Source organism: Catellatospora tritici (assembly GCF_019083965.1).
In the GTDB taxonomy this organism is placed as follows: Bacteria; Actinomycetota; Actinomycetes; order Mycobacteriales; family Micromonosporaceae; genus Catellatospora; species Catellatospora tritici.
Genome location: NZ_JAHRCY010000017.1, coordinates 109015 through 132445, shown reverse-complemented (window position 1 = coordinate 132445; position 23431 = coordinate 109015). Strand labels below are relative to the sequence as shown.

Below are 23431 nucleotides of genomic sequence, written 5' to 3'. Positions count from 1 at the left end.
CGCTGCGGGCGAGTACCGCCACACCAGCCGGACCGGCCCAGCCGGTGTCCAGTCCCAGCCGGGCACCAGTACCGCAGCCACACCGATGGCTCCGGCCGCCACCATGATCAGCCCAGCCGTTCGGGTCATGCCAACCGGCCGCAGACCCGACTTGACCGGCTCTGCGACAGCGAGAGAGTCGATGCTCATACCCCGTTCAACGCCAGGCGACCCGCCCTGTCGCGGCCAGGACCGTCAACACACTGCCGACAGCCATCGGCGTCGCTGGGCCGCGCAAGAACGTAGACGTCTAGCGATCACGAAGATTGTCCCAGAGCCCAGAACTCACCCTCGAAGCGAAGCCCATCACGCAGCGCGGTGCCGACGGCGGCGATACGACAAATGTCAGCATTAAGGGGAACTTGGCGAACTCAGGGGCGGCACCACGCCGTAGGCGCAGTATTGACCCCTGAGTTCAGCTCCTATACCTCCCGAAGATTCAGCGAACTCCAGACCTGTGACGGCGATCTTGTGCTCGGCCGCCGACCCAACACTCCTGAACGGAATCCGGGACCGGCCAGCGACGAGAAGCCCTTCGCCCCTGGGCGCCGACAGCAGGAGCCGTGATTCCCCGGCGGTCAGGCTGAACGCCTCAGACACCGCGTCGATGGACTGGGTGCTCTGACGCATCAGGATCTGGGTCGCGGCGTTGGCGACGACGGCGAGACCGAGGTCGGTGGACAGCACGTCGGCGGCGTCCTGGGTGATGACGCACACCCCGGCCGACCGCTTGCGGGCGGCCTTGGCCATCCGGAACAGGAACCTCGCGCCTTCGCCGTCTCTCATGAGCAGCCAGGCTTCGTCGACGACGACGAGTTGCCGCCGCCGGCGGGCGCCGGTGTTCGGAGTGTCGATGCCCGACCAGATCGAGTCGAGCGCGAGCAGCGTGCCGACGGTGCGTAGCTCGTCGGGCAGATGCCGCAGGCTCCACACCACCAGGTGCCCGTCCGGGCGGGTGGTGGTCGGCCCGTCGAACAAGGAGCTGAAGTTCCCGATCGTCCACGGTGCGAGCCGCGCGGCCAGTTGCTCAGCGGCCGGGTCGTCATCGGCGGCCAGGGTGACGGTCAGATCCCGTAGCAGCGGGGCTGGGCGCGACCAGGTGGCCGGGTCGCCGTTGATCCCTGCCGCCGCGTAGGTGGCGGTGATCGCGCGGTCGAGCGCGGCGCGTTCGGTCGGCGGTGGTGGTGCGCCGAGCATGACCGCGATCAGCGTGTGCAGGTACAGGCCGCGCCGGGTCAGGGTGTCGGCCCGGTTGTCGGTAGGCAGGTCGAGGGGGTTGATGCGGACGTCGGGCAGGCCCAGCTGCACGACCGTGCCGCCGACATGTTCCGCGAGGGGTGCGTACTCGTCTTCGGGGTCGATGACGGAGACGGCGGTGCCCTGGTAGAGGTTGCGCAAGACCTCCAACTTGACGAAGTAGGACTTGCCTGCGCCGCTGCGCGCGAGGACGACGCTGTTGTGGTTGTCCTGCCGCCAGCGGTCCCACAGCAGGACGCCGTTGCCGGTGGTGTTGACGCCATAGAGCACCCCGTCCGGCGGTGCGACGACACCGGGCGGCGGGGCGGCCAGGTCTGCCGACGCGAAGGGGAACGCCGCCGCCAGCGACGTGGTGTCGAGGATGCGGCGCATCCGCAGCGGGTCCACCCCGATCGGCAGCGTCGCGACCCAGCCCTGCTGGTGGCGAAACGTCGTCGGCTGCAGGTCCAGCAAGACGCTGGCGGCGGCGGACTTCACGCCCGCGGTGACCGCTCGCAGCTCGTCGAGGTCGCGGGCGTGGATGGTGACGTAGATCCCGACGTCGAACAGCTTCGCCGCGCCTCGCGCGACGCGTTCGGCCAGGTCGGCGGCGTCGGCCGCCGCCGCGTCGGTCATCGGGTCGCCGAGCTTGCCCTGATCAGAGTCGAGCTGCCGGGTCGATTCGAGGCGGGCGCGCTGGCGTTTGAGCATCGTCGCGGCCAGCTGCGCCGCGACCGGGTCGATGTGCACGGCGACGTCCACGCGGCCGGGGTAGGACAGCAGCGGATCGAGCCACGCGGGGCCGACCTCGGCCGGGTAGCCGGTGACGGCGTAGGTGGCGGCGTAGCCGTCGCCGACCTGCACGTGCCAGGGCGTGACCGACAAAGCGGCCGGGGAGGGCATGCCCTCCCCGGCCGCAACCGTCTTCTTCTTGGTATTCAACAGGTTCATTCGATGCTCCGTAGCGTGATCGGTGCGCCCGGGACCGCTCGCGGTCCGGGCACTGGGGGGTTGAAGGGATCGGCCGCCGCCGCGAGCGCGGCGGTGACCGCCGGCCCGTCCAGGGCGGTGGCTTCGACGCCGAGCCCGGACAGGGCGCGGACGGCCATGTCGGCGACCTGCTCGCCGGTGATGACCGCCAAAACTTGACGACGCAACGGATCGCGTTCCTCGTCGAGGTCTAGGAGGAACTCGGCGTAGTCGTCGGCAGCGTCCTGCAACGCCCGATGCGGCAGGCGCGGCGCGTGGTCGACGATCGCCTGCGCGTGGGCGGTCAGGTCGTGACGCTGGGCGGCCACGACGATCTGCGCCGGGCTGGTCAGGGAGTTGAGGAACCGGCCGAACCCGTCCAGCAGCGCGCCTTGCTCGTTGCCGGTGCGCAGGTGGATGTTCGTTGTCCCGCAGGCGATCAGCACCCGGTGCTTGCCTTCGGAGGTGACCACGCCGCTCGGGCTGACCGCTGTCACTGGTGAGCGCAGCGGCGCCGGGACGCTCGTCTTGCCGGCCACCGCGGCGACCGAGGTGGCCCGAGCCGTGCCGGGGGTGAGCCGGCGAGGGCTTCGCGTCAGCGTGAGCCCATGCTTGAGCCAGACGTCCAATGGCAGGCCGTCACGGCGGCCGAGGGCGACGACGATCGCGATGGAGAACACGATGATCCCGGCGATGATCCAGGCCACCGGGGGCAGCAGCGGGCCGAAGGTGCGGTAGAGACCGAAGCCGCCCAGGCCGATGCCGCCGACGATGGCCAGCTGCCGGAACGTGAGCCCGAACGCGATCCGGTCGGCCTCGTTGACGTTGGCCGGAATCCGTGCCGTATACGGCCCGTCAGTCTCGTCATGTTTCGGACTCATTGGTGATCACTCATCCGTTCCATCCGTTGAAGGGGCAGAGCTTGGTTGTGCTGTTCATGCAGCGCAAGCGGCATGGTCTGTTCTTCGTGTGTGAGGTCGAGGGGAGGCGGCGCATCACGGTGGCGCAGGACTGGACCGACCGGGGTGTCGCGGCGGCGTCGGATCGGTTGGCGGTGGAGGGCTTGTCGGCGGCGCGGGCGCTGATCGACAAGATCGATCCAGTGTTGGCGGTGGCGGATTCCCATGAACTGGCTCCTGACGCTGAAGTGAACGCTGGTGGCCCGAGTGGGCCGGGAACGGGGACGGATGAGCGGGTGGGACATTCGCCAAGCCCTGATGGTCGTGGCGAACATGGTCGAATCGCTGTTGCACAGAGGAAGCAGTGATGACTCCCAGCTCGAAGATCACGTCGAGTCATCTGTCGAGGCTGGCAATCGTGTACCTGCGGCAGTCATCGATGGCGCAGGTGCGGCAGAACACCGAGTCCACCGCCCGGCAGTACGGGCTGGCGACGACCGCCGCCGAACTCGGGTGGCTGGCCGAGCAGATCGTCGTCGTCGATGCCGATCTGGGTGTGTCGAGCCGGTTCGGGTCCGAACGCGACGGCTACCGGGAGATCGTCGCGAAGTTGTGCATGGGCGAGGTCGGGGCGGTGTTGGGCCTGGAGGTGTCGCGATTCGGGCGCTCGAACGCCGACCTGACCCGGCTGATGGAGTTGGCGCGGCTGACCGACACGCTGCTGATCGACGCCGATGGCGTGTACGACCTGGCGAATGTGAACGACCGGATTCTGTTGGGGCTCAAGGGCCAAATGTCAGAAATCGAGATGCATTTCCTGCTCGGCCGGTTGCACGGGGCGAAGCTGGCCGCGGCCCACCGCGGTGAACTACGCCATCCCCTGCCCGTCGGGTTCGTCTACGACGACGAGGGCTTGATCGTCAAAGACCCCGACGAGCAGGTCCGCCGCGCGGTCGAGGACCTGTTCGCCGAGTTCCATCGGACAGGGTCTGCGTTGAAGACGGTCCGGGCGTTCCACGAGACGGGCAGGTTGTTCCCGCAAAGGGCGTGGGCCGGAGCGTGGGCGGGCACGATCAAGTGGGGCAAGCTCACCCACGCCCGGGTGGCGCAGGCGTTGAAGAACCCCACCTACGCCGGGGTGTACACGTTCGGCAAGACCCGCGAGGTGCGCCGGGTGCTGCCCGACGGCACGGTGCGCTCCACCCGCCGGCGCCGGGCCCGCGAGGAGTGGACGGTCCTCATCGAAGACCACCACGAGGGATACGTGACCTGGGCCGAATACCTCACCACCGAGGCCAGGCTCGCCGCGAACAACACCCAGCGCGGTGCCCGGCCGGTCCGGGAGGGCTCCGCCCTATGTCAGGGCATCATCCTTTGCGGCACCTGCGGCGGCCGGGTCGGCACCCGCTACAGCCGCAAGGACCGCAAGGTCACCTACAAGTGCGCCGAGCCCACCACCCGGTGCCGCACGGTCACCGCCGACACGGTTGACGACACGGTCGCGACGTTGTTACTGAAGACTGTTACCCCGCAACAGATCCAGGTCGCCCTGGCCGCTGCCGACGAGGTGATCGACCGGCAGGTCCGCAGCCACCGCGCCGCCGAACTGGCAGTCGAACGCGCACACTACGAAGCCGACCGCGCCGAACGTGCCTTCAGCCAGGTCGAACCGGACAACCGGCTCGTGGCGCGGACGCTGGAAACGCGGTGGGAGGCCAAACTCGCCGCCCTCGCCGAGGCCGAGGCCGCGCTGGCAACCGCACGCGTGGTCAAGCCCGCGGTGCCCGACCACGACGCCTTGCAAGCACTGGCCGCAGACCTTCCCCGGTTGTGGGACGCGCCGACGACCAGTCACCGCGACCGCAAGCGGTTGCTGCGCACGCTGATCGCCGATGTGACGCTTCTCCTGGAGCAGGACTCCGACGCCGTGCGGATCGGCGTGCGCTGGCACACCGGCGCCAGCGACGAGCTGATCGTCGAGCGACGCGGGCCAGGCCGCACCCCACCACAGGCCCTCGCCATCGTGCGCGAGTACGGCGCTACCCATAGCAATGTCCAGATCTCCAAGATGCTCAACGACGCCGGCCTGCGCACCGGCAAGAACCTGCGCTTCACCCCACGGCACGTCGCCGCGGTGCGCGGCATCTACCAGATCTTCACGCCCCGCACCGTCGCCGTGCAGGACGGGGAGATCAGCGTCAAACAGGCAGCCCAGCTACTCGGCATCCCCGCTGACGCGATCTACAACTGGCTGCGCCTGGACCAAGTCCCCGCCAACACCCGTGCGGGCCGCTGGTGCATCCCCTGGGACGCCCAGACCCAGGAGGTCTACCGGCAGAAGGTCGCCGGCTCGTTCCGGCTCAAGCCGAACCCTCCCGCGGCGGGTGTCCGTTAGGGGAACCCTGACCGGACGAATTGAGGTCTCGCGCAGAGTGGCATTGACGTGTAACGCTGGCGTACTTCTTGTGTCCGACCGGAAGCAGGGGCTGTCTATGCATGACTGGGCTGCGCGGTGGCGGGTACGTTGGCGTCTGCTGGTGGTGGCCGCAGCAGGCGTGACCTTCGTGGTGGTGTTGTTCGCCGGACAGTGGCTGCTTCCCGGTGTAGTGGACTGGGCAGCCAGGTGGACGACAGCCGAGTGGGCGGCCTCGGGGCTGGCCAAGCTGCGAGACGACGGTGCGTGGGCTCTTGCTGGACTGGCTGCCACCGGCGTGCTGACCGCTGGCCTGCTACGCAGACCAAACCCGCCCCAACCCAGCTCCGATGCGCCGCGCCAGCCAGGCGAGCGCGTGTTGTTCGGAGAGATTCCGCATCGGGCGTGGTCGTTTCAGGAGCGGCCGGATCTGACGGCCAAGGTAGTACAGGCGTTGGAAGACCGGTCCGCAGCGGCGTTGGTGGCGTTGCATGGGATGCGGGGAGCGGGCAAGTCGCAGCTGGCGGCACAGGTGGCCCGCCAGTGTGCGGGCCACGGCTTTGACGTGGTGGCGTGGATCAACGCCGAGTCAGGGGTGGTGCCGGAGCTGGCCAGGTTGGGCCGGGAAGAGTTTCGCCTCGCTGGGGATGGTGTGTTGCCGGAGCAGGTCGCGGCCGCGGTGCGGCGGCTGTTGGAGCGCGTCGATGGTCGACGGCGGCTGGTGGTGTTCGACAATGTGGAGGATCCGGCGGAGCTGGTGCGGTATCTGCCGTCGACCGGCTCGACCCAGGTGATCATTACGACGAATCGGCCGGCGGTGGCGACGCTGCCCGGTGTGGCCAGTGTCGAGGTGGGTGTATTCCAGCCGGAACAGGGTCACGCGTTTCTGGCCGAGGCGACCAGGCTGCCCGACGGCGAGGACGCGCAGCGGCTGGGCGAGCAGCTGGGCTGGCTACCGCTGGGCCTGGCACAGGCAGCGGCCAACATCGCCGCCGACCGGCTATCGTACCGGCAGTATCTGGACCTGTTGTCGGGGGTGCGGCTGGATGAGATCCTGCGGCAGCAGGCGGGGGCCGAACATCCGGGGGTGTTGAAGGCCACCGGGCTGAGCCTTGCCGCGCTGCGCCGCGACGACCCCACCAGCCAGGCCAATCGGCTGCTGACGGTGCTGGCACTGCTGTCATCGGACGGTATCAGCCGCCGTTTCCTGACCGGCCCGGCTGCCACCGCGGCGTTCGCGCCTGCGCGTAGGTGGTGGCGTGCGTGGCGACGGGCCAGCGGGATAGATGCTAGGCGGGCGCTGCCGCTGCTGACCGGCCGATCCGTTGTCGCGATCAGCGCCGTCGGCGTTGATGGTGAGGGTGATCGCGCGGTGGTCGTGGTGCACCGGTTGATTGCCGCCGTGGTCCGATACCAGGCCGGCATTGACGGCAGTTTCTCCACCGCCGTCACGGATGCGACCCGGCTGCTGGATCAGCTCACCGACGATCTGCCCACCGATCAGGTCGCTCACAGGCGTGCCGACCTCGATGAACTGGTAAGGCACATCGAGTCCGTACGAGAGCACGTCGAGAAGCCTTCCGAGCTGTTGCTAATCCAGCGTTCGTGGGCTGGCCGGGCACTGACGGATGCAGGTGATCTCACGCGTGCCATATCCATCCTCGAGGCCACCCTCGCCGATCGGCTGCGGGTGCTAGGCGCGTACCACCCGGATACGCTGGCCTCCCGCACCAGCCTCGCCGATGCCTACCAGTCGGCGGGACGGCTGGACAAGGCCATCGACCTGCACGAGCAGGTGCTGGCCGATCGCGCCCGGGTACTCGGGGCCGACCACCCGGACACGCTGACCTCCCGCACCAGCCTCGCCCACGCCTACCAGTCGGCGGGACGGCTTGACGAGGCCATCGACCTGCACGAGCAGGTGCTGGCCGACTGTCTGCGGGTACTCGGTGCCGACCACCACACCAGACTGCTCACCCGCAACAATCTCGCCTACGCCTACCACGCGGCGGGACGGCTTGACGAGGCCATCGACCTGTACGAGCAGGTGCTGGCCGACTGTCTGCGGGTACTCGGGGCCGACCACCCGGACACGCTGACCTCCCGCAGCAACCTCGCCGATGCCTACCAGTCGGCGGGACGGCTTGACGAGGCCATCGACCTGTGCGAGCGGGTGCTGGCTGTTCGTGTCCGGCTGCTCGGTGCCGACCACCCGCACACACTGGTCTCCCGCCACGCACTCGCCAGCGCCTACCAGTCGGCGGGACGGCTGGACGAGGCCATCGACTTGCACGAGCAGGTGCTGGCCGACTGTCTGCGGGTACTCGGGGCCGACCACCCGGACACGCTGAAATCCCGCCACCTACTCGCCCGCGCATACCAGGCGGGACGGCTGGATGAGGCCATCGACCTGTACGAGCGGGTGCTGGGCGACTATCTGCGGGTACTCGGTGCCGACCACCCGCACACGCTGGTCTCCCGCTACGAGCTCGCCGGCGCCTACCGGTCGGCGGGACGGCTGGATGAGGCCATCGACCTGTACGAGCGGGTGCTGGCCGACTATCTGCGGGCATTCGGTGCCGACCACCCGCACACACTGGTCTCCCGCCACGGACTCGCCGGCGCCTACCAGTCGGCGGGACGGCTGGATGAGGCCATCGACTTGCACGAGCAGGTGCTGGCCGACTATCTGCGGGCATTCGGTGCCGACCACCCGCACACACTGGTCTCCCGCCACGGACTCGCCGACGCCTACCAGTCGACGGGACGGCTGGATGAGGCCATCGACCTGTACGAGAACTTGCTGGCCGACTGTGAACGGCTCCTTAGCCCCAGCCACCCGCTCACCTCGCAAGTACGAAGTAGTCTTGCACGCGCCCCCCGCAGCGACCGAGGTGGCGGCGATTTGAGTCCCGGTGTCCGTTAGGGGATCCCTCACCGGACAGGTCACGGCCCTCGCCGACTTCGACGACGCTCAGGACCTGCACATTCTCATTTACCCCGTACGGTGACCATTCTCAGTAACCCGGGCTATCCGTTACACCGTTACGCTCCGACCGCCGGGCTTGGCGGTCGGAGCGGGCGACTGCCGCGACTCGATCGTTGAAGGACACGGGTCAGCTTCGCGTGGCGCGAGGTGACCGATACGCATCACCCGTCCGACGTCGCCACGAGATGACGTCAGCAGGTGGCCCCGTGTTCATGAACCCAACAGCGATCCTCGGAGAGGCAGTATGAAGCGCCCGTCGGGACCACGGCACGGGGTGTGCTGTCTTCGTGGGTCATCGCCCACCTCGCACCGTGCGGCCGAACGGCAGCTTGCGGGTGATGGACTGGATCAGCACCGCCCGTATCAGGACGCCGCCCATGCTCGGGCCGCCCTTGCGGGTCACGTACCGGCGCATCATCCCGGGGATCTTGATCGTGACCCAAAGCAGGACCGCGACCAGCATCAGGTTGAGCAGGTCGGAGCCGGGCAGGCCGATCAGTATCGGCAGGCTGCTGTTCGGGTCAATCATCAGCTGCACGCCGGTGCTGAAGGCGATGGCCTGCAGCGTCGGGGTGGCCAGGCAGCCCAGCAGGGTCCGCCACCACAGCTGCGCGGCCTCCTGGGTCCACGGCGTGGCGTAGCAGGCCATCGCGACCGGGGCGATCCCGGCCAGGATCACCAGGACGCCGACCCGCACGATCCAGCTGCCGAACAGCGTGAACATCAGCCCGACGATGAGCAGACCGATGATCAGCGCCACGAGAGCGGTACCCGGGTCGGACAGGGCGGCGGTCACGTGCAGGCGGGTCATGTTGACCGCCTCGGTCGTCGGGGCGGCCGTGCCGACCATCGACACCGTCAACGCGTTGGCGACCTCGATCAGCGCCGCCGTCAACGCGACGGCGAAGTTCGAGGCGACCCATCCGACAATGAGGCGGGGCACCAGTTCCTTGATGCCATAACGCATCTCGACCGAGCCGCCGACCATCGTGGCGATGCCCACGGCGATGATCGCCAGGACGAAGCAGGCGTTGACGACCAGGGCGCTCTTGCCCGCGATCGACTGCACCTGCGGCAAGACGGTGACGTCCGGCGACAGGAACATGCCGGAGGTCAGGTAGGCGAGCAGCCCGCCGAGCAGGTCTTGCAACCTGTCGGCGAGCCACTCGACCAGGCCGTTCATCAGCCAGGAGACCATCAGCTCGGTCCGCCCACGATGCCGGCCAGGATCTTCAGGACCACCGGGGCGAGAACGGCGAGCGCGTACCCGATCAACGCGCTCTTGAAGTTGCCCTTGGCCTGTTCGACCTGGCTGGGGTCGCCTCCGGCGGCCATGTAGCGCAGGCCGCCGACGACGAGGAACATCGTCGCGATGGCCGCGATGATGCCCATGATCCAGCCCTGGATGCCGTTGATGACGTCGGGCAGGGTTTTCGGTCCGCCGCCGCCCGGATCGGGCGCGGCCAGGACGAGGTCGTTGAGGTTGTTCAGGACGTGCAGGGTTGTCTGCATTGCGGCGCTCCACAGGAATGTGGGGCCGCCGCGGTGGGGACCGGGCGAAGTCCGCGAAGGGTCCGGTGGGGGCGCTCCTCCCTTGCATGGGAAGGGATTGCGGTGTCAGTACGCCGCGCCAGCCGTGCCGGACCTGTGGGCCTCGCCCTTGGGTTGTCCCCACCGGGGCGGGCATGCCGTGGATGACATGCACCGCACAGATCTCGGCTGTCAGGTCAGATGAACTCGCCCCGAACCTGTCGCGACCTTGCAGAACCTGACAGCGCCCCCGGATCGCGGAACCTGACAGCTTTGCCGTGCAACGGATGCAGCGCCGGGCACGCGAAAAGGCCGCCCCGGGCATCTGCCCGGGGCGGCCTCGCGGGTGCGTGGGTGTGCAGATCAGACCGCCATGGCGGGTTCGCGGCGGGTGTTACAGACCGGGCCGGACAGGTCGCCTCGCACGACCGCCGCTGCCACGGCCCGTTCGGCACGTCTCCTGCGCATCCTGAGCACGGATGCGGTCACGCCGCGCTCGGCGGCCAGCTGCTCGATAAGGGTGTCACCGAAGCGGGTGGCGCTGATGAGCTCCGCGCTTTCGGTCGAGATCAGGCCGGCGGCGGCGGCCCGGCCGAGCAGCAGGTCCGGGTGGCCGTAGGGCATCTTCGGCGTACGCGAGCCGCTGGACAGGTCGAGGGGCAGCTCCTCGGTATCGCTGGGCTTGATGACCGCCACGCCCGCGCGCCACGCCGCCCAGCACAGCCGCAGCCACAGCCGGGGCGTGTCCAGGTCGGCGGTGCGCAGCGCTGCCAGGAACCCGGCCAGCACCTCGGAGTCGACGTCTTCGGCGTGGCGGCGGTGGCCGCGGCTGATCTTCGCCGCGAGGTGCGTCAGGGCGGGCAGGGCCACGCCGATCGCCCCGACGACCCAGGCCGGACCCCACTCGCGGGCGTGCAGGGCCAACTGCCGCCACAGCGCGTCGGTGGTGTCGGAGTCGTAGCGCTCGAACAGCACCAGCTTGCGCAGCTGGTCCAGGGGCATCGTCTTGTCCGGCAGGCCCGGCACCGGCCGGGCGTCGAACGACAGTGGGGCGGGCTCGCAGGTCAGCAGCTCGAACGCCTTCTCGGCCTGGCCCAGCGCGCCGCCGGTGCGAAAGGAGGTGGTGGTGGTTGGCATGTCGTGTCCCCTCGAGGTTCAAGCCGAACGCCCAAGCGCGGCGGCTCACGACCTCGATTGGAGAGGGGCGACCTGACAGCACAAGCGTTTGTCAGATCGGGACAGGTTTGGACAGGTCGTGACAGGTTTTCGCCTGTCAGACCGGCCGCGCGCCCGGCGCGTGTCAGGTCCTGACAGGACCGTGGGGGGGTTCGATCGGCCCAACAGCGCCGTTCTAGGCACTGTCAGTACGCCCGCCGATCCGGGGGCCACGTGCCCATGACCGATAACACCAACCACTACAGCGCACCGGTCCCGATCGGGGACGTCGTGCCGGGCGATGTGCCCGTGCCGATCACCGTCTGGCCGGTGCCCGCACCACGGCGGGGCGAGACCATGTCCAACGCCCTGGGCGTGCGGCTCGTGCACAACCTCACCCACCCCGGCGAGCTGATCGTCGACCTGGCCGACGGGCCGCAGCTGGCCCGTGCGGTCATCGCCGCCCGCCGCCGCAGCCACCTGCAGGCGGCCCGGCAGGTCGGCTGGGGCAAGGAGTCGGCGCGGCTCATCGTCACCGGCTGGCCGCTCGACGACCTTTCGCCGGTGGAGTTCTTCAACCGGTGCCGGGACAAACTGCTGCCGGGCGGCTGCGTGGCCGTCCTGCTCAGCCACGACGTGACCGCACCGGTCGACGTCATCATCGCCGCCAAGGACACAGGGCTGGCATACCTGCAGCACATCGTGGCGGCCGACCAGCCGCCCCGGCGTGGCCAGCAGACGCTGCTCGACATCCACACCGACGTCCTGATCCTCACCCTCAGTGCGGTCGGAAACGGGGTGCGATGACCGAGCCGATGCCGGTCACGTCGGTGTGGCTGACCTGCCAGCAGCCCGCCCGGGACCAGCGGCGAGGCCGGTACGTGCCGGAAAGCAGCAGCCACCCGGGCAAGATGCTGCCCAACCTGGCCGCACACGCCATCCGGACCTACACCGCTCCCGGGGATCTGGTGTTCGACCCGATGTGCGGGTCGGGCACCACCCTCGTCGAGGCCATGCACCTCGGCCGGGAGGGGATCGGCATCGACATCGAACCCCGCTTCACCGCCCTGGCCGAGGCCAACGTCTCGCTGGCTGCGTCGCAGGGCGCCGCCGGCACCGGGAAAGTCATCACCGGTGATGCCACCAGGCTGCTCGACCTGGTGCCCGCGTCCGCGGTCGGCAAGGTGGGACTCGTGCTCACCTCCCCGCCGTACGGCAGGGGGACTCACGGCCTCGTGCGGGCGACCAGTACCGGGGTACGCAAGCGGGACCACCTCTATGGGGACCGCGAGCGCGGCAACCTCGCCTACGCGGGATGGTCCCGCTTGCTCGACGGGTTCGCCGAAATCCTCGCCGCGTCCTATCAGCTGCTGCGTCCCGGCGGGACCGTGGTCATCACCTGCCGACCGGTACGCCGCCAGCGGGACGACTTCGTCGACCTGCCCGGCGAGCTGCTCGCCGTCGCCACGTCGGTGGGCTTCGTGCCGGTGGAGCGGTGCGCGGCGATGCTCGCCGCCGTCCGCGACGGGCAGATCGTGCACCGGGCCAGCATGTTTGGCCTGATGGCGGTCCGCCGCGCCCGCGCCGAAGGCGTCCCCGTGCACCTCGTGGCGCACGAGGATGTCTGGGTTCTCCAGCGCATGTGAAGGTCCGCGCCGCTGAACATAACCGCAGGTCAAACCCTGTGACGGCCACTCGACACAGTAGCTGACGCAGGGCCCGGCAACGGGCGGGTGGCGGGATACGGGCAGCTCAGCCCGGTCCCGCCACCTGCGGCGTCGGACGATCCCGCTCGCGGGCAGACCGGCCCGCCTGGAGTCCCGCTACCCATCCGCTGTGTCCCGCACGGGGCGTGGGCGGCGCGGGAACGAGTCCCGGTGCGCCGAGGCGCAGCGGGACCCCGACGCGAACGCGAGCGGGACCGGCCCGCCGCACAGCGGGACCAGTCCCGCTCGAGGTCCCGCTCCACGCGCCGGCACCGGGACTCATCCCGCACCCCCGCAAGCGGCGAGTCCCGCTCGGCGGGACCACCGCCACTGGCGGTCCCCATACCGCCAGCGGCGCACGCCCTACCTCATCCACAACGAAGTCCGCCCGGCGCCGCCAACCGGGGCCGTGCCGGACACCTCAACCCCTGGGAGGCAAACATGCTGAACACCCTGACGCTCTCCGAGCGCAACACCTACAGCAGCGCCAACGCGTTGACGCTGCCCGTCGCCGTCATCGCGGTGAACGTGCTCGCGGTGACCAGCGGCAACGTCGCCATGGTCCTGGTCGTGGCCGCCGTCGCCGGGCTGTGCCTGGCCGGATGGTCGCGGCTGCTCTACAGCCTCGTCTACACCGCGAACCGGTGGATCGGCCCGCTGATCGGATCGGCCACCGCCTGCCTTCTGCTGGCGGCCGTGACCGGCTCGTGGCCGGTCCTGGCCGGTGTCGCGCTGCTGCTGTTCGTCTGCTGGCTGCCGTTCATGGTCGCCGAGTCGGCCGGGCAGGCGCTACGCGAGCGCGCCTACTGGTCGCAGGCGACCTATGCGTGGCGGCTGTCGCAGGCCGCGCAGATCGTCATCGACATCGCCACGATCGGCGCAACCGCCGTGTTCCTTGCCGTGTCCGCTGACGGCAAGCTGCCCCCGGTCCGGCTCGCGGCGAGCCTGATCCTGATCACACCGCTGCTGCTGTCACGGGCCGCCGACCGCTCGGGACCGCCGCCCGCACCGTACTGGCCCACCCCCGGCGGCGGCTGGACGCCGTGGCCGCTGCCGCCTTCGGATGATGACAAGCCGCAACAGAAGTGACCTGACAGCCGAGCGGGCTGTCAGGTCCGGGACAGGTCCGGTCAGAAAAGCAAACCTGACAACCCGCCTCGCGGACCCGCCGGACGGCTTAACCTAGAGGTTCTCCTTCTTTCCCATGTGCCCCTTTATCTGACGTCGTCCGCGACGGCACCGTGCCCACCGCATCCCGGTCGGCCGCCGCCGCCAGACCCAGATCAGGCACTCATATACCGACGCCCTTCGCGTACGCGACCAGGGCGCGGTAATCCCATCCCGCACACAGGCGGCCACCACCCGGTGGCCGCCTTTTTCCGCGTCCCCGAGGAGGACGAATGCTTCAGCCCACCTGGTACCTGACAGACGGCGACTGGTTCGCCCAGCTGCCCACCGCACCCCGTCTGCACCCTGACGGTCAGGCCGTCATCGGCCTAGTCGCCGAGTTGTTCGGTGACGAGTCCTACTTCAACCCGGCCAAGACCGTGGCCACCACCCACGTGATGCTGCTGGCCGCCGAGCACCTCGGCGACGTTCTCACGTACGCGCGCGGGCAGCACGAGCTGGCTGATCTGGCCCGGCTGGTCGGCGGCCTCAACCTCCTGCAATCGCACCTGACCCAGATCGTCCAGCGCCTCGCCGAGCACATGCACGGCCACGCCTTCCGGGGCTCGGCCGCCGTACCCGCCGCGGCGACGAAGGAACTGACCAACAGCCTCAGCCAGGCCGGCGCCAGCGGCGAGATCAGCGCCGGGCACCTCAAGGAGGCCCACCTCGCCCTGCGCGGCCTGACGCAGTAACCCCCATCCACCCCGAAGGCGCGCGCCCGCAGCGGACGCGCGCCTTCTACCTGTCCTGGAGATCCCGATGGCCGAACTCGACAACGGGTTGACCCGCACCACCTTCAACGCCACCGCCCGCACCAGCCGCAGCATCGACGCGCTCATGGCCGCGTCCGGCGACAACAAGACCGACGCCATCAATGGCGCGCTGCGGCTCGCCGCGACCCTGCTGGCCTTCGCCCGCCCGGACGGCACCGTGCACGTCCTGGACCTGGACGACAAGACCCACATCGTGCACCTTCCCTGACCCGACGATCACAGGAGTCCCCATGTCGAAGATCTGGTGGCGGCTGGCCGACGTCAGCCCCCTAGCCGAACACGCCGTCCACACACCGACCGTCAACACCCCCACCCACCTGCTGCGTGCACCCAGCGGCGTATCAGCGCTGATCTGGGAGCAGGACGAGACCGGCAGCGAAACGCTGCGGTCCAACGGCTGGCCCGGCTGGTACGACAAGACCGGCCAGCCCCACCGCGCCCACGCCCTCACCTGGCAGCACCCCGTCTCGGGCACCAGCGGCACCCACGACCACGCTAACCCCCAGCACGATCTCCTCCTGCTCAAGGTGCGCCGCCGAGCCAACGCGACCCGTCCCCTGATCGACACCATCCGGTGGGGGGTCAAGAAGAAGCACCACTGGTTCTGGATCGCCACCACGCGGCCGTTCGCCTGCGGCACCGCCGACCACCGCAACGAGATCGTCCCGGCCGACGCCACCTGGGTCACGGCCGAGGTCGCCGCCCCGACCCTGGAAGACCTGAGCTACCAAGCGGTGATCGCCGAAGGCTACAAGGGCGCGGACGGTGTGCTGCCCCGGTTCACCCGAGACACAGTCGCCGAGATGATCGCCGACCTCGGCGAGCTGAACAGCCACCCGGCGAGCATGCCCGGCGAGTTCCCCAGCATGCGCTTCGACGGCGAGGTGGCCGTCATCTCCTGGCAGCAGCACAGCCTCAGCGACGAACGCGTCCTGGAGATCGACCGCTGCTACCCCGACGCCGAAGGGCTCTACGCGGCCGGTGCCTACCAGTGGACCTGGAGCATCTGCCACCGACGCTGATGGCGGCACGCCCACAGCGCCACGCCGCCAGCAGGCACCTCACCTGAGCACGAGACACCACACCAGCACCACCAACGGCCGTCGCCCGGCCGACCGCGCGAACCCGCGCACCTTCCGGGCACGGCCGACAGCCGTGCCCGGACCCCACCCACCACCAGGGAGAATCCGTTGGAACGACACAGCCCCGGCCCGCAGGCCCAGCTCGATGGACAGGCGAACATCGGCTGGCGACTGCCGTTCGCCATGCGCCAGATCAACGACGTCGAGCCGAGACACGAAGGCCCATCGTGCGAAGCCTGCAGTCTGTACCAGGCCGATCGCAAGCAGCGTGCCGAACAATCGCCCATGCTCCACGGCAGCGACGACAAGCTCTACAAGTCACCCCACGCGGGGACCTACCTCTTCGAGGCGCGCTACTCCCGCTGGGCCTGCACCCAGGGAGCCCACGGGCCACTCGATCAGCACCCGAGCAGCCACGACGGGAGCGCCCCGTGCTGATGCTGAACATGTTCGACGGCATCTTCGCGCGCCGCGACCTCGACAACCTGCTCAACCTGCTGGTTGCGGCCACCGACGTGCGCGCACATCTGCGCCCGTGGGGTTGGAAGAGCACGTTCACCGCCACCCTCAACGGGCTACCAGTCGAGATCAGCTTCCTGCCGCCCTGGACCGCCGGCCACGTCAGCATCGACCTCACCGACGAGATCCGGCGCGGCATGCGCGCACAACTCGATCGGATCACGACACCGCGGATCTGGCTGCACGCCGAGCCCAGAGCAATCGACCTTCAGCCCAGCACCGACGACTGAATCCCAGCGTCGCTGACCTGATCCCGCTGCGCGCCGCGTAGCACCCGCACCGAAATTCCGGCCGTCGCCCGGCCGACCGCGCGAACCCGCGCACCTTCCGGGCACGGCCGACAGCCGTGCCCGGATTCCCACCCACCCATTGAGGGAGAATCCGTTGCACACCAACGACCCGAGCTCCGGCATCCCGCCCCGGCTCCTGCACCGCCCCACCGTGGGCGGACTCGTCGTCCCCTACACCACCCTGGCCATGCCCGACGGGCGCTGGCGCTTCGGTGCCATCGACTACGCCCGCCAGACCACGGCGTTCACCGAGAAGCTGTGCCAGACCTGCGGCACCGGCCTGGGCAACCGGATCGTGTTCGCGATGCGCGACACCGACCTGGCCGAGCTGACCAGCCACGAGCCGGGCATGCACCCCGAATGCGCCGCCTACTCGGCGAGCGCCTGTCCGATGCTGGCCGGGCGGATGAGCCACCACCAGCACACCCCGACCGCCGCACACCTGGCCGCACTCGACCTCGCGTTCCACGGCGACCCCACCACCGAGTCCCGGCTCGGCCAACCGGCACAGCGGTGGAGTCTGGCCTGGGCGAGCAGCTACCGGCCCTACATGCACCCGCGCACAAAGCAGCTCGCCGCGCTGATCCTGCCTGAGCAGCTGCTGCGGGTCCGGCCCATCACCGCCACGTCGGGGGAGGCCGCATCATGACCCTGCACGTGATCGCCGTGTACCACAACACCGAGTCGCGGTTCTTCCCGTACGAGGACGGCCACCAGCTCCAGCAGGTGATCTCCCACCGGCGGCACTGGCCCACCGGCACCGACCCGCTCCAGATCGCCGACTGGGCCTGGCACGTGTTCAACGCCGACCTCGACATGCTGGAGTCCGGCCGCGGCACGCCGCAGGGCGAGGCCGACTTCCTCATCGCCAGCGTCTACCGGCTCATGCGACGCCGGTCGCTGTCGGTCGGCGATGTCCTCGCCGTCACCACCGAAGGTCACACGACGTGGCTGGCGTGCGAGTTCATCGGCTGGCGGCAGATCACCGCCCCGGCCGCACCGACCGGCAAGCCGCTGACCGCTGAGGCCGTCTACCGCCACAACCGAGGCGTCGGCGATGAGTAGACATCCCTGCCAGCGGCATCGGCCAGGCCACCACGACGACGCCTGCATGAGCGGCCCGTGCGGATTCTGCGGCACCGACCTGCGGACCACCGCCTCCGGAGAGTGCCGTTCGTGTCTGTTGATCGTCTGCGAAGGCTGCGACGCCGGATACGACCCCGACCAGGGGCCGATCTGCGCCCCGTGCGCGCAACCCGGCCACGGCAACGGTTCCGGCCCCGCCGAACCGGCCTCGCCGAACGGCTGGCAGCTGCACCGGCTGTGCGTGTTCCTGGTGTCGCTGTCCTGCGGTCACCTGGTCAGCCTGTTCGTCAACGGCTGGTACCCGGTCGCCGTGGCCTGCTGCGACCGGCTCGGCGGCACCATCCGCAACGGCCTATACGTGGCGCACGCCTCGGACGTGGACTACGTCCAGGTGATCAGCGAACGGTATGAGCACCGGCTACCAGGCGCTGGTCGAGAACCCAACGAGGTGCGCGGCCGGTGGCCTCGCACCGACGACCCCTACCGCTCGCCGCACTCCGGCGGCGGGTCCAGCACGGGACGGTACCCGGCCCGCGTCGGCGCCGTCTGGAGCTTGGACGGCTCCACCACGCCGGCCACGCCGAGCTGACCTTCCCGAACCGCATCACCCGCAACGCTGCCCGATCGATGGGCGGCAGAAGCACGAAAAACGGCCCGCCACATGGCGGGCCGTCTTCGCATCCAGGACCCGGGACGCACCGCCTAGACAACGTTCGCGTCCCGGGTTCTCCAACCTGAATTGGAGAATCCAGTGTTCACCACACCCCCGGTGATCGCCAGCATCTACACGGCGATCATCCTCCTTACCGGAGCCTGCATCGGCTACGGCCTGGGCCAACTGGCCGCTTGGCCGATCGTCGCGCAGCTGCGCGACCAGCTGGCCGATGCCGCCTGGCAGCTCGCCCACGATCCGCTGACCGGCATCTACAACCGGCACGGCCTACGCACCGCGCACGCCGCCTTCGCCGCCGCCCACCCGGCCCAGCCGGTCGTGGCCATCCTGATCGACCTGGACGGGTTCAAGGAGATCAACGACGAGCACGGTCACGGCGTTGGCGACGAGGTGCTGATCGAGATCGCCAAACGGCTCACGCCCATCGCCGCCTTCTTCGGCGGCGACGTCGCCCGGCACTCCGGCGACGAGTACGCCGCCCTGTTCCCCGTTCGCCAGCGCGGCATCGCCCAGATCGCCGACGCGCTGCTCGCCGCCATCGCGACGCCGGTCAAGATCCAGGCCGACACCGGCCCGGTCGTCGTCGCCCTCACCGCCAGCATCGGCCTCGCCGTGGTCGACAGCAGCGACCCGTTCGAGGACGTCGCCCTGCACCGCGCCGACATCGCCATGTACCACGCCAAGCGCAGCGGCCGGAACCAGCACACCCTCTACACCCCCGGCATGACCATGCCCGCCAGCGACACCCGCCGCGGACCTCGCCTGCGCGACCTGCACCACCAGCACAGCGAGGCGGAAGCGGCATGAACCTCGCCACCCTCATTGCCTGCGCCACCTGCCGCGACGCGCTCACAGCCGATCAGCACGACGACACGATCATCTACCGGCACGCCGTCACCGAGAGCGACCACCAGCCCAGGCCGGTCAACGCCAGCCTCCTGAAGTCGGTACGCAATGCCTGCCACACCTGCACCGGAGCACCACCGGTCTGGAACTACCACACCTCCCGCCTCCAGATCGGCACCTCCATCGACGGCCCCATCGAGACCTACAACGAGCAGTGGCATGTCTGCCTGCGATGCGCACAGTTCATCGAAGCCGACGACTCCGATGGCCTGACCGCGCGCTGCGCTGGCCGCATGCGCTGGCACCCCGACAGCCCCGACTACGCCGTCTTACGCCTGCTACACCGAGGCATCGTCCTGAGCCGTAACGAACGGACCCTGCTCACCACCACACCGTGGCCACCGGCCCGGCTCACCGCCGAGATGCTGCCGAAGATCCGCGACCGGCTGACCGGCCTGCTACGCGGCCCGGCCAACCTGCCCACACCCATCAACAACACCGACCAGCGCCAAGCTCTGGCCGCGCGGCTGGACCTGATCCCGATGTACTGGATCAACCACGAGTACACCGCCCAGGTCCAGGCCCTCACCGCCAACCAGCCCACCGCGTGGATCAACGACGAGCTCGCGCCGTCCGAGGCCGGACTCCTCGTGTGGCCCGAACCGGTCGGCCACAGCAGCCAGCTCGCCGCCGTCTCCTGGACGCCGCAAGCGGACGGTTGGCACTTCATCGGGTACCGGAGTGTCGGGGCCGGCGCGGGCGTCGATCAAGACCTGATGCAGAGCGTCCGGCACGAGATCGGTTGGCTCGTACCCATCCACGCCGAGTACATCGCCCGCGGTACCGGCATCGACGGAGACCACCCGCTCGGCCCGCTGGCCACCACGTGGCTGTTCATCCACCAACGCATGACCGAGACCGTCGCCGCAAAGCCCGACAAGTCCACCGCCAAGGCGTACGCACGGGCCAAGCGACCCGCCCCGGACATCAGGGTCGTACAGATCCAGCCACGCTCCGCCGAGCCCGCACGGCACGCGGAACCGGCTGCCGGACGGACCCGCGCCAAACCGACTCACCGGTTCTGGGTCAGCGGACACGAGCGCAACCAGGCGTACGGCCCCGGCCGCAGCCTCCGACAAAAGATCGAAATCCAACCGTTCCTGAAAGGCGACGAAGACCTGCCCATCAAACTCAGCACCACCGTGCGCATCCTCGGCCGCCGCACCGATGACGACCGCACACCGGGAACAAGCAGCGAGTAGGTAGGCCGTAGTGGTGGTGGTGGTGGGTTCGCCCACCACCACCACGCGCATCCGGCCCTTTTCTGCTTTGTCCATTCGCGGTACGGGGTGCCCCCGTATTGATCCAGCGATGTGAATAATGTGTCTATCGCTGTCAACGTCCAGTCGGCGGCACCGGGACCGCGGTCGAGGTCATTCGTCGGATAGGCGCAGGTGAGTCACGATGCAGGATGGGACGCTGCTACGCCAGCTGATCGCCGATCGGGAGCGATCAAGGCCGCCATGTTCGGCACCGACGTCAGCGACGACCTCGCCGATCCGGCGGTATTCGAGCAAATGGACGAGCTGGTGCAACAGCGCCTATTGCTGGGGCTGCCCGCAGTGGTAGACGCAACCAACGTGACGAGCCAGGCCCGGCTCAGGATGATCGCCTGGTCCGCGAGGATCGGCAACCCGGTATGGGTTGCCCGGTTCACCGCTGACCTGGCGACGGTATTAGCCCAGAACGCAGGCAGGGCGAAGGTAATTCCGGCAGACGTCGTGACTAGGTATGCCGAGATCATGGCAGAGCAAGCGACCGACGAACAGTTGATCTCAGAGGGTATTGATCGAATCATCGATGTGCCTGGCCTACGCGAGGCTACGACGCCACGCGAGGCGGTCAGGCTCGCCTTCCCAGATCATATTCTGCGTACAGGCTTCCACCGGGAAGCACACGAGGACGGATAGCGAAGCCCGAGCCCGGCGATGGCGGCCTCAAGGCTCCTTGCTCGACAACGATCTCCTGATCGCTCAGCCCCGTGGCCGCGTGGCGTGGTCGCTCGGGTGCCGCACTAACCCAGATGTTCACCCAGGTACGCGGCGACCGGCTCGAAAAGTCCGGAGGGGATCTTCTCGGCCAGCGCGGCTTGATCGCACCACGCCAGCTCGGCCAGCTCCTCAATGTCGACGACAGTCGCGTCAGCGCTGTCCGCCTCACAGCCGATGTAGATCATGTGCCGCCCTGTCACCGGATGGTCCCGTTCACCGATGACAGAAACAGGCCGCACGTGCAGGCCGACTTCCTCGGCCGTTTCGCGGACGGCAGTGTGCTCTGCCGTCTCGCCCTGCTCGCGCTCTCCTGCGGGGAACTGCCACGACAGCGTGCCTTCCGCGATGCGGCGGCGTACGAGCAGGACGCGGCCCTCATGTACGGCAACCGCGGCGACGATCGCTGGTCGGGGTGGCGTCACATTTCCTCCGTGAGCAGGTCGAAGACCGGCGCGAAGATGGCTTCGGCCGGGATGAACTTGGTGAGCTTAGAGTCGTCGACCCAGGTGACGGTCAGGTTCTCTACCGGGTCCCCGTTGTCGGGCGTGCCGGTGAGGTAGTCGCAGAGGAAATATTCGCAGATGACCTGGGTAACCGGGTGGAGTCTTCGCCCGAGGTGCTTGGTCACGCGGCAGTGAACTCCGGTCTCGGCGAGGGTCTCGGCGACAGCGACGGCTGCGGGATCGGCGCCGGGCTTGACGACGCCGGCGGGGAACTGCCAGGAGCCTCCGGCTTCGTCGCGTCGGCAGACGAGCAGCAGTTGGCGGCCATCGCGCACCACAGCAATGGCGACGGTGAGCAGCTGTACCGAGCCGCCTGCGCCGCGTGGTGTGCTCGGCGGGGCAAGCGCGGCGGAGGCGGCCGAGTCGAGATAGGTGTGGTCCTCGCCGCCGAGCAGGTCACCGGCGCTGCACTGGTAGATCAGCGCCAGCCGGTTGAGGGTGTCGAGGGAGGGGGCGCGTCCACCGGCTTCGGGCCAGATCTCCCAGTAGGAGATGTGCTTGGCGGTCTTGGGAACGGGGTCGGGCCACAGGTCGTTCCAGCGGCTGGCGACTTCGGCTTGGGTGAGCCCGTGGGCGAGCCGCATCGCGACACGGGGGTTGAGGCCGTGGCGGGTGGCCCAGTCCTTGGCGATGGCGCCGAAGGTCCAGCCGGACTCGCGCAGGCGCGTGGCGTCTTCGCGTAGCGCCCGCGCCGTCCTGGCCATGGTGATCAATCCCCCGGACTGTAGTACGTCCGTTACACACTACGGGTTTGATCTATATCGCGGAACCCGGTTAACCGTCGTGGTGGGCGGGTGTCGCCAGTAGCGTCACGGCGTCGAATGCGGCGGCGTGAACGGCCGAAGGCGTTGCGGCAGCGTCGATTCCGATCAACGGGATGTCGAGTGCGGTCACCATGCGCAGCACGCCGCGTGCATAGTGGCGGTGGCGTACGGTGCGCTCGCGCAGCACGCCGTCTTCGTCGTCGGGCCGAACCGTCAACGGGTTACCGCATCGCCCGCACAGCCTTGGGTCAATGGTGCTGGGCTGGGCGGGATCGTGGGGGTCGGCGGTGCTGTCTGCCTCGCAGGTCTGGCAGACGCGGCGGCCGGTGCCTCGGGCGATGAGGACTTCGTTGGCGCTTTCGAGGTGCAGCACGACGAACCGGCCGCCTCGTTGCCGCACGGCCATGTGGATGTCGGCGACCTGGAAGTTGTCGCCGGGCAGGTTCTCAAGCACGACGGCGCGGCATGTGGCTGGGACGCGGGCGACGGCCGCGCGCACGGCCAGGCCGAGCGCGCCGTCGGAGACCCAGCCGAGTTCGTTGATCGGCACGAACAGCTCATGGAGTTGCGGCTCGTGGTTGACGGCGGCGCGTATCGCGTCGCGGGGCCGGATGATCGGCGCGTCAAGTGCCGTGGACAGGCTTGCGGCCAGGGTGCTCTTGCCGCTGGCGGGCGGACCGATAATGCCGATGAACATGGTGGCGTTCGCAGCGGGGCCGAGGTCGGTGAGGGTCATGG

The 23431-nt window shown here is 69.1% G+C and carries 25 protein-coding genes; 17 read left to right on the top strand and 8 right to left on the bottom strand.

Translation table 11 applies throughout. The annotated features are described in order from the left end of the window. Positions 1-390: 390 nt before the first annotated feature. Both KUA19_RS31035 and KUA19_RS31030 read right to left on the bottom strand, forming a co-directional pair. Positions 391-2226, bottom strand: coding sequence for a VirB4 family type IV secretion system protein (locus KUA19_RS31035; protein ID WP_217401673.1), 1836 nt, complete (start codon positions 2224-2226; stop codon positions 391-393). Next, on the bottom strand, positions 2223-3125 hold the full coding sequence (locus tag KUA19_RS31030) for a PrgI family protein (RefSeq protein ID WP_254550362.1): 903 nt from the start codon (positions 3123-3125) through the stop codon (positions 2223-2225). The genes KUA19_RS31035 and KUA19_RS31030 overlap by 4 nt, the downstream gene beginning before the upstream one ends. Positions 3126-3127: 2 nt before the next feature. Here KUA19_RS31030 and KUA19_RS31025 point away from each other — a divergent pair, with 2 nt between their 5' ends. From KUA19_RS31025 to KUA19_RS31015, 3 genes are all read left to right on the top strand, one after another. Continuing rightward, positions 3128-3511, top strand: a complete 384-nt coding sequence (locus KUA19_RS31025; protein ID WP_217401671.1) for a DUF5372 family protein — start codon at positions 3128-3130, stop codon at positions 3509-3511. After that, positions 3511-5538 carry a recombinase family protein gene (locus KUA19_RS31020; protein ID WP_217401669.1) on the top strand — a complete coding sequence of 676 codons (2028 nt, stop codon included), beginning with the start codon at positions 3511-3513 and terminating at the stop codon, positions 5536-5538. Before KUA19_RS31025 ends, KUA19_RS31020 begins: the two co-directional genes overlap by 1 nt. Before the next feature lie 97 nt (positions 5539-5635). Further along, positions 5636-8482, top strand: coding sequence for a tetratricopeptide repeat protein (locus KUA19_RS31015; RefSeq protein ID WP_217401667.1), 2847 nt, complete (start codon positions 5636-5638; stop codon positions 8480-8482). A gap of 355 nt (positions 8483-8837) precedes the next feature. Here KUA19_RS31015 and KUA19_RS31010 read toward each other — a convergent pair whose 3' ends face one another. The 3 genes from KUA19_RS31010 to KUA19_RS31000 form a co-directional block, all read right to left on the bottom strand. Continuing rightward, positions 8838-9743: a hypothetical protein gene (locus KUA19_RS31010; protein ID WP_217401665.1), complete on the bottom strand. Its 906-nt coding sequence runs from the start codon at positions 9741-9743 to the stop codon at positions 8838-8840. Next, a complete protein-coding gene (locus KUA19_RS31005; RefSeq protein ID WP_217401663.1) occupies positions 9743-10057 on the bottom strand; it encodes a pilin in 315 nt (104 codons plus the stop codon). Before KUA19_RS31005 ends, KUA19_RS31010 begins: the two co-directional genes overlap by 1 nt. Before the next feature lie 381 nt (positions 10058-10438). Beyond that, positions 10439-11212 (bottom strand): hypothetical protein, encoded by a 774-nt coding sequence (locus KUA19_RS31000; RefSeq protein ID WP_217401661.1) that lies wholly within the window; start codon positions 11210-11212, stop codon positions 10439-10441. 258 nt (positions 11213-11470) lie between these two features. Between KUA19_RS31000 and KUA19_RS30995 the strand changes: the two genes are divergently transcribed. The 14 genes from KUA19_RS30995 to KUA19_RS30930 all read left to right on the top strand — a co-directional run bounded on the left by KUA19_RS30995 (position 11471) and on the right by KUA19_RS30930 (position 21345). Further along, positions 11471-12037, top strand: coding sequence for a hypothetical protein (locus KUA19_RS30995; protein ID WP_254550392.1), 567 nt, complete (start codon positions 11471-11473; stop codon positions 12035-12037). Further along, on the top strand, positions 12034-12876 hold the full coding sequence (locus KUA19_RS30990; RefSeq protein ID WP_217401659.1) for a TRM11 family SAM-dependent methyltransferase: 843 nt from the start codon (positions 12034-12036) through the stop codon (positions 12874-12876). Before KUA19_RS30995 ends, KUA19_RS30990 begins: the two co-directional genes overlap by 4 nt. Positions 12877-13377: 501 nt before the next feature. Continuing rightward, positions 13378-14025: a hypothetical protein gene (locus KUA19_RS30985; protein ID WP_217401657.1), complete on the top strand. Its 648-nt coding sequence runs from the start codon at positions 13378-13380 to the stop codon at positions 14023-14025. A 311-nt stretch (positions 14026-14336) separates the two neighbouring features. Then, a complete protein-coding gene (locus KUA19_RS30980; protein ID WP_217401655.1) occupies positions 14337-14798 on the top strand; it encodes a hypothetical protein in 462 nt (153 codons plus the stop codon). A gap of 67 nt (positions 14799-14865) precedes the next feature. Beyond that, the gene (locus KUA19_RS30975; protein ID WP_217401653.1) at positions 14866-15087 is read left to right on the top strand and encodes a hypothetical protein; all 222 of its coding nucleotides are present in this window, start codon (positions 14866-14868) and stop codon (positions 15085-15087) included. Positions 15088-15109: 22 nt separating this feature from the next. Further along, positions 15110-15901 carry a hypothetical protein gene (locus tag KUA19_RS30970; protein ID WP_217401651.1) on the top strand — a complete coding sequence of 264 codons (792 nt, stop codon included), beginning with the start codon at positions 15110-15112 and terminating at the stop codon, positions 15899-15901. Between the two features lie 168 nt (positions 15902-16069). Continuing rightward, positions 16070-16399, top strand: coding sequence for a hypothetical protein (locus KUA19_RS30965; RefSeq protein ID WP_217401649.1), 330 nt, complete (start codon positions 16070-16072; stop codon positions 16397-16399). Next, the gene (locus KUA19_RS30960) at positions 16393-16710 is read left to right on the top strand and encodes a hypothetical protein (protein ID WP_217401647.1); all 318 of its coding nucleotides are present in this window, start codon (positions 16393-16395) and stop codon (positions 16708-16710) included. Before KUA19_RS30965 ends, KUA19_RS30960 begins: the two co-directional genes overlap by 7 nt. 154 nt (positions 16711-16864) lie before the next feature. Next, positions 16865-17419: a hypothetical protein gene (locus KUA19_RS30955; protein WP_217401645.1), complete on the top strand. Its 555-nt coding sequence runs from the start codon at positions 16865-16867 to the stop codon at positions 17417-17419. After that, positions 17416-17835: a hypothetical protein gene (locus KUA19_RS30950; RefSeq protein WP_217401643.1), complete on the top strand. Its 420-nt coding sequence runs from the start codon at positions 17416-17418 to the stop codon at positions 17833-17835. The genes KUA19_RS30955 and KUA19_RS30950 overlap by 4 nt, the downstream gene beginning before the upstream one ends. Positions 17836-17881: 46 nt before the next feature. Beyond that, positions 17882-18445 carry a hypothetical protein gene (locus KUA19_RS30945; RefSeq protein WP_217401641.1) on the top strand — a complete coding sequence of 188 codons (564 nt, stop codon included), beginning with the start codon at positions 17882-17884 and terminating at the stop codon, positions 18443-18445. A gap of 162 nt (positions 18446-18607) precedes the next feature. Continuing rightward, the gene (locus KUA19_RS30940; RefSeq protein ID WP_217401639.1) at positions 18608-19336 is read left to right on the top strand and encodes a GGDEF domain-containing protein; all 729 of its coding nucleotides are present in this window, start codon (positions 18608-18610) and stop codon (positions 19334-19336) included. Beyond that, positions 19333-20637, top strand: a complete 1305-nt coding sequence (locus KUA19_RS30935; protein WP_217401637.1) for a hypothetical protein — start codon at positions 19333-19335, stop codon at positions 20635-20637. The genes KUA19_RS30940 and KUA19_RS30935 overlap by 4 nt, the downstream gene beginning before the upstream one ends. Positions 20638-20829: 192 nt before the next feature. Further along, positions 20830-21345 carry an AAA family ATPase gene (locus KUA19_RS30930; RefSeq protein WP_372451899.1) on the top strand — a complete coding sequence of 172 codons (516 nt, stop codon included), beginning with the start codon at positions 20830-20832 and terminating at the stop codon, positions 21343-21345. Positions 21346-21449: 104 nt separating this feature from the next. On the opposite strand, the gene KUA19_RS30925 is transcribed toward KUA19_RS30930, so the two are convergent. The 3 genes from KUA19_RS30925 to KUA19_RS30915 form a co-directional block, all read right to left on the bottom strand. Then, positions 21450-21848, bottom strand: a complete 399-nt coding sequence (locus KUA19_RS30925; protein ID WP_217401634.1) for an NUDIX hydrolase — start codon at positions 21846-21848, stop codon at positions 21450-21452. Beyond that, positions 21845-22633 (bottom strand): NUDIX domain-containing protein, encoded by a 789-nt coding sequence (locus tag KUA19_RS30920; protein WP_254550390.1) that lies wholly within the window; start codon positions 22631-22633, stop codon positions 21845-21847. Before KUA19_RS30920 ends, KUA19_RS30925 begins: the two co-directional genes overlap by 4 nt. A 70-nt stretch (positions 22634-22703) precedes the next feature. Next, positions 22704-23429, bottom strand: coding sequence for an adenylate kinase family protein (locus KUA19_RS30915; RefSeq protein ID WP_217401632.1), 726 nt, complete (start codon positions 23427-23429; stop codon positions 22704-22706). Positions 23430-23431 lie beyond the last annotated feature (2 nt).

Excerpts from the sequence above, each read along its gene's own strand:
- KUA19_RS31035 (WP_217401673.1), bottom strand. The coding sequence starts at position 2,226 with ATGAACCTGTTGAATACCAAGAAGAAGACGGTTGCGGCCGGGGAGGGC.
- KUA19_RS31030 (WP_254550362.1), bottom strand. The coding sequence starts at position 3,125 with ATGAGTCCGAAACATGACGAGACTGACGGGCCGTATACGGCACGGATT.
- KUA19_RS31020 (WP_217401669.1), top strand. The coding sequence starts at position 3,511 with ATGACTCCCAGCTCGAAGATCACGTCGAGTCATCTGTCGAGGCTGGCA.
- KUA19_RS31015 (WP_217401667.1), top strand. The coding sequence starts at position 5,636 with ATGCATGACTGGGCTGCGCGGTGGCGGGTACGTTGGCGTCTGCTGGTG.
- KUA19_RS31010 (WP_217401665.1), bottom strand. The coding sequence starts at position 9,743 with ATGGTCTCCTGGCTGATGAACGGCCTGGTCGAGTGGCTCGCCGACAGG.
- KUA19_RS31005 (WP_217401663.1), bottom strand. The coding sequence starts at position 10,057 with ATGCAGACAACCCTGCACGTCCTGAACAACCTCAACGACCTCGTCCTG.
- KUA19_RS31000 (WP_217401661.1), bottom strand. The coding sequence starts at position 11,212 with ATGCCAACCACCACCACCTCCTTTCGCACCGGCGGCGCGCTGGGCCAG.
- KUA19_RS30995 (WP_254550392.1), top strand. The coding sequence starts at position 11,471 with ATGACCGATAACACCAACCACTACAGCGCACCGGTCCCGATCGGGGAC.
- KUA19_RS30990 (WP_217401659.1), top strand. The coding sequence starts at position 12,034 with ATGACCGAGCCGATGCCGGTCACGTCGGTGTGGCTGACCTGCCAGCAG.
- KUA19_RS30985 (WP_217401657.1), top strand. The coding sequence starts at position 13,378 with ATGCTGAACACCCTGACGCTCTCCGAGCGCAACACCTACAGCAGCGCC.
- KUA19_RS30980 (WP_217401655.1), top strand. The coding sequence starts at position 14,337 with ATGCTTCAGCCCACCTGGTACCTGACAGACGGCGACTGGTTCGCCCAG.
- KUA19_RS30975 (WP_217401653.1), top strand. The coding sequence starts at position 14,866 with ATGGCCGAACTCGACAACGGGTTGACCCGCACCACCTTCAACGCCACC.
- KUA19_RS30970 (WP_217401651.1), top strand. The coding sequence starts at position 15,110 with ATGTCGAAGATCTGGTGGCGGCTGGCCGACGTCAGCCCCCTAGCCGAA.
- KUA19_RS30950 (WP_217401643.1), top strand. The coding sequence starts at position 17,416 with ATGACCCTGCACGTGATCGCCGTGTACCACAACACCGAGTCGCGGTTC.
- KUA19_RS30945 (WP_217401641.1), top strand. The coding sequence starts at position 17,882 with ATGAGCGGCCCGTGCGGATTCTGCGGCACCGACCTGCGGACCACCGCC.
- KUA19_RS30935 (WP_217401637.1), top strand. The coding sequence starts at position 19,333 with ATGAACCTCGCCACCCTCATTGCCTGCGCCACCTGCCGCGACGCGCTC.
- KUA19_RS30920 (WP_254550390.1), bottom strand. The coding sequence starts at position 22,633 with ATGGCCAGGACGGCGCGGGCGCTACGCGAAGACGCCACGCGCCTGCGC.
- KUA19_RS30915 (WP_217401632.1), bottom strand. The coding sequence starts at position 23,429 with ATGACCCTCACCGACCTCGGCCCCGCTGCGAACGCCACCATGTTCATC.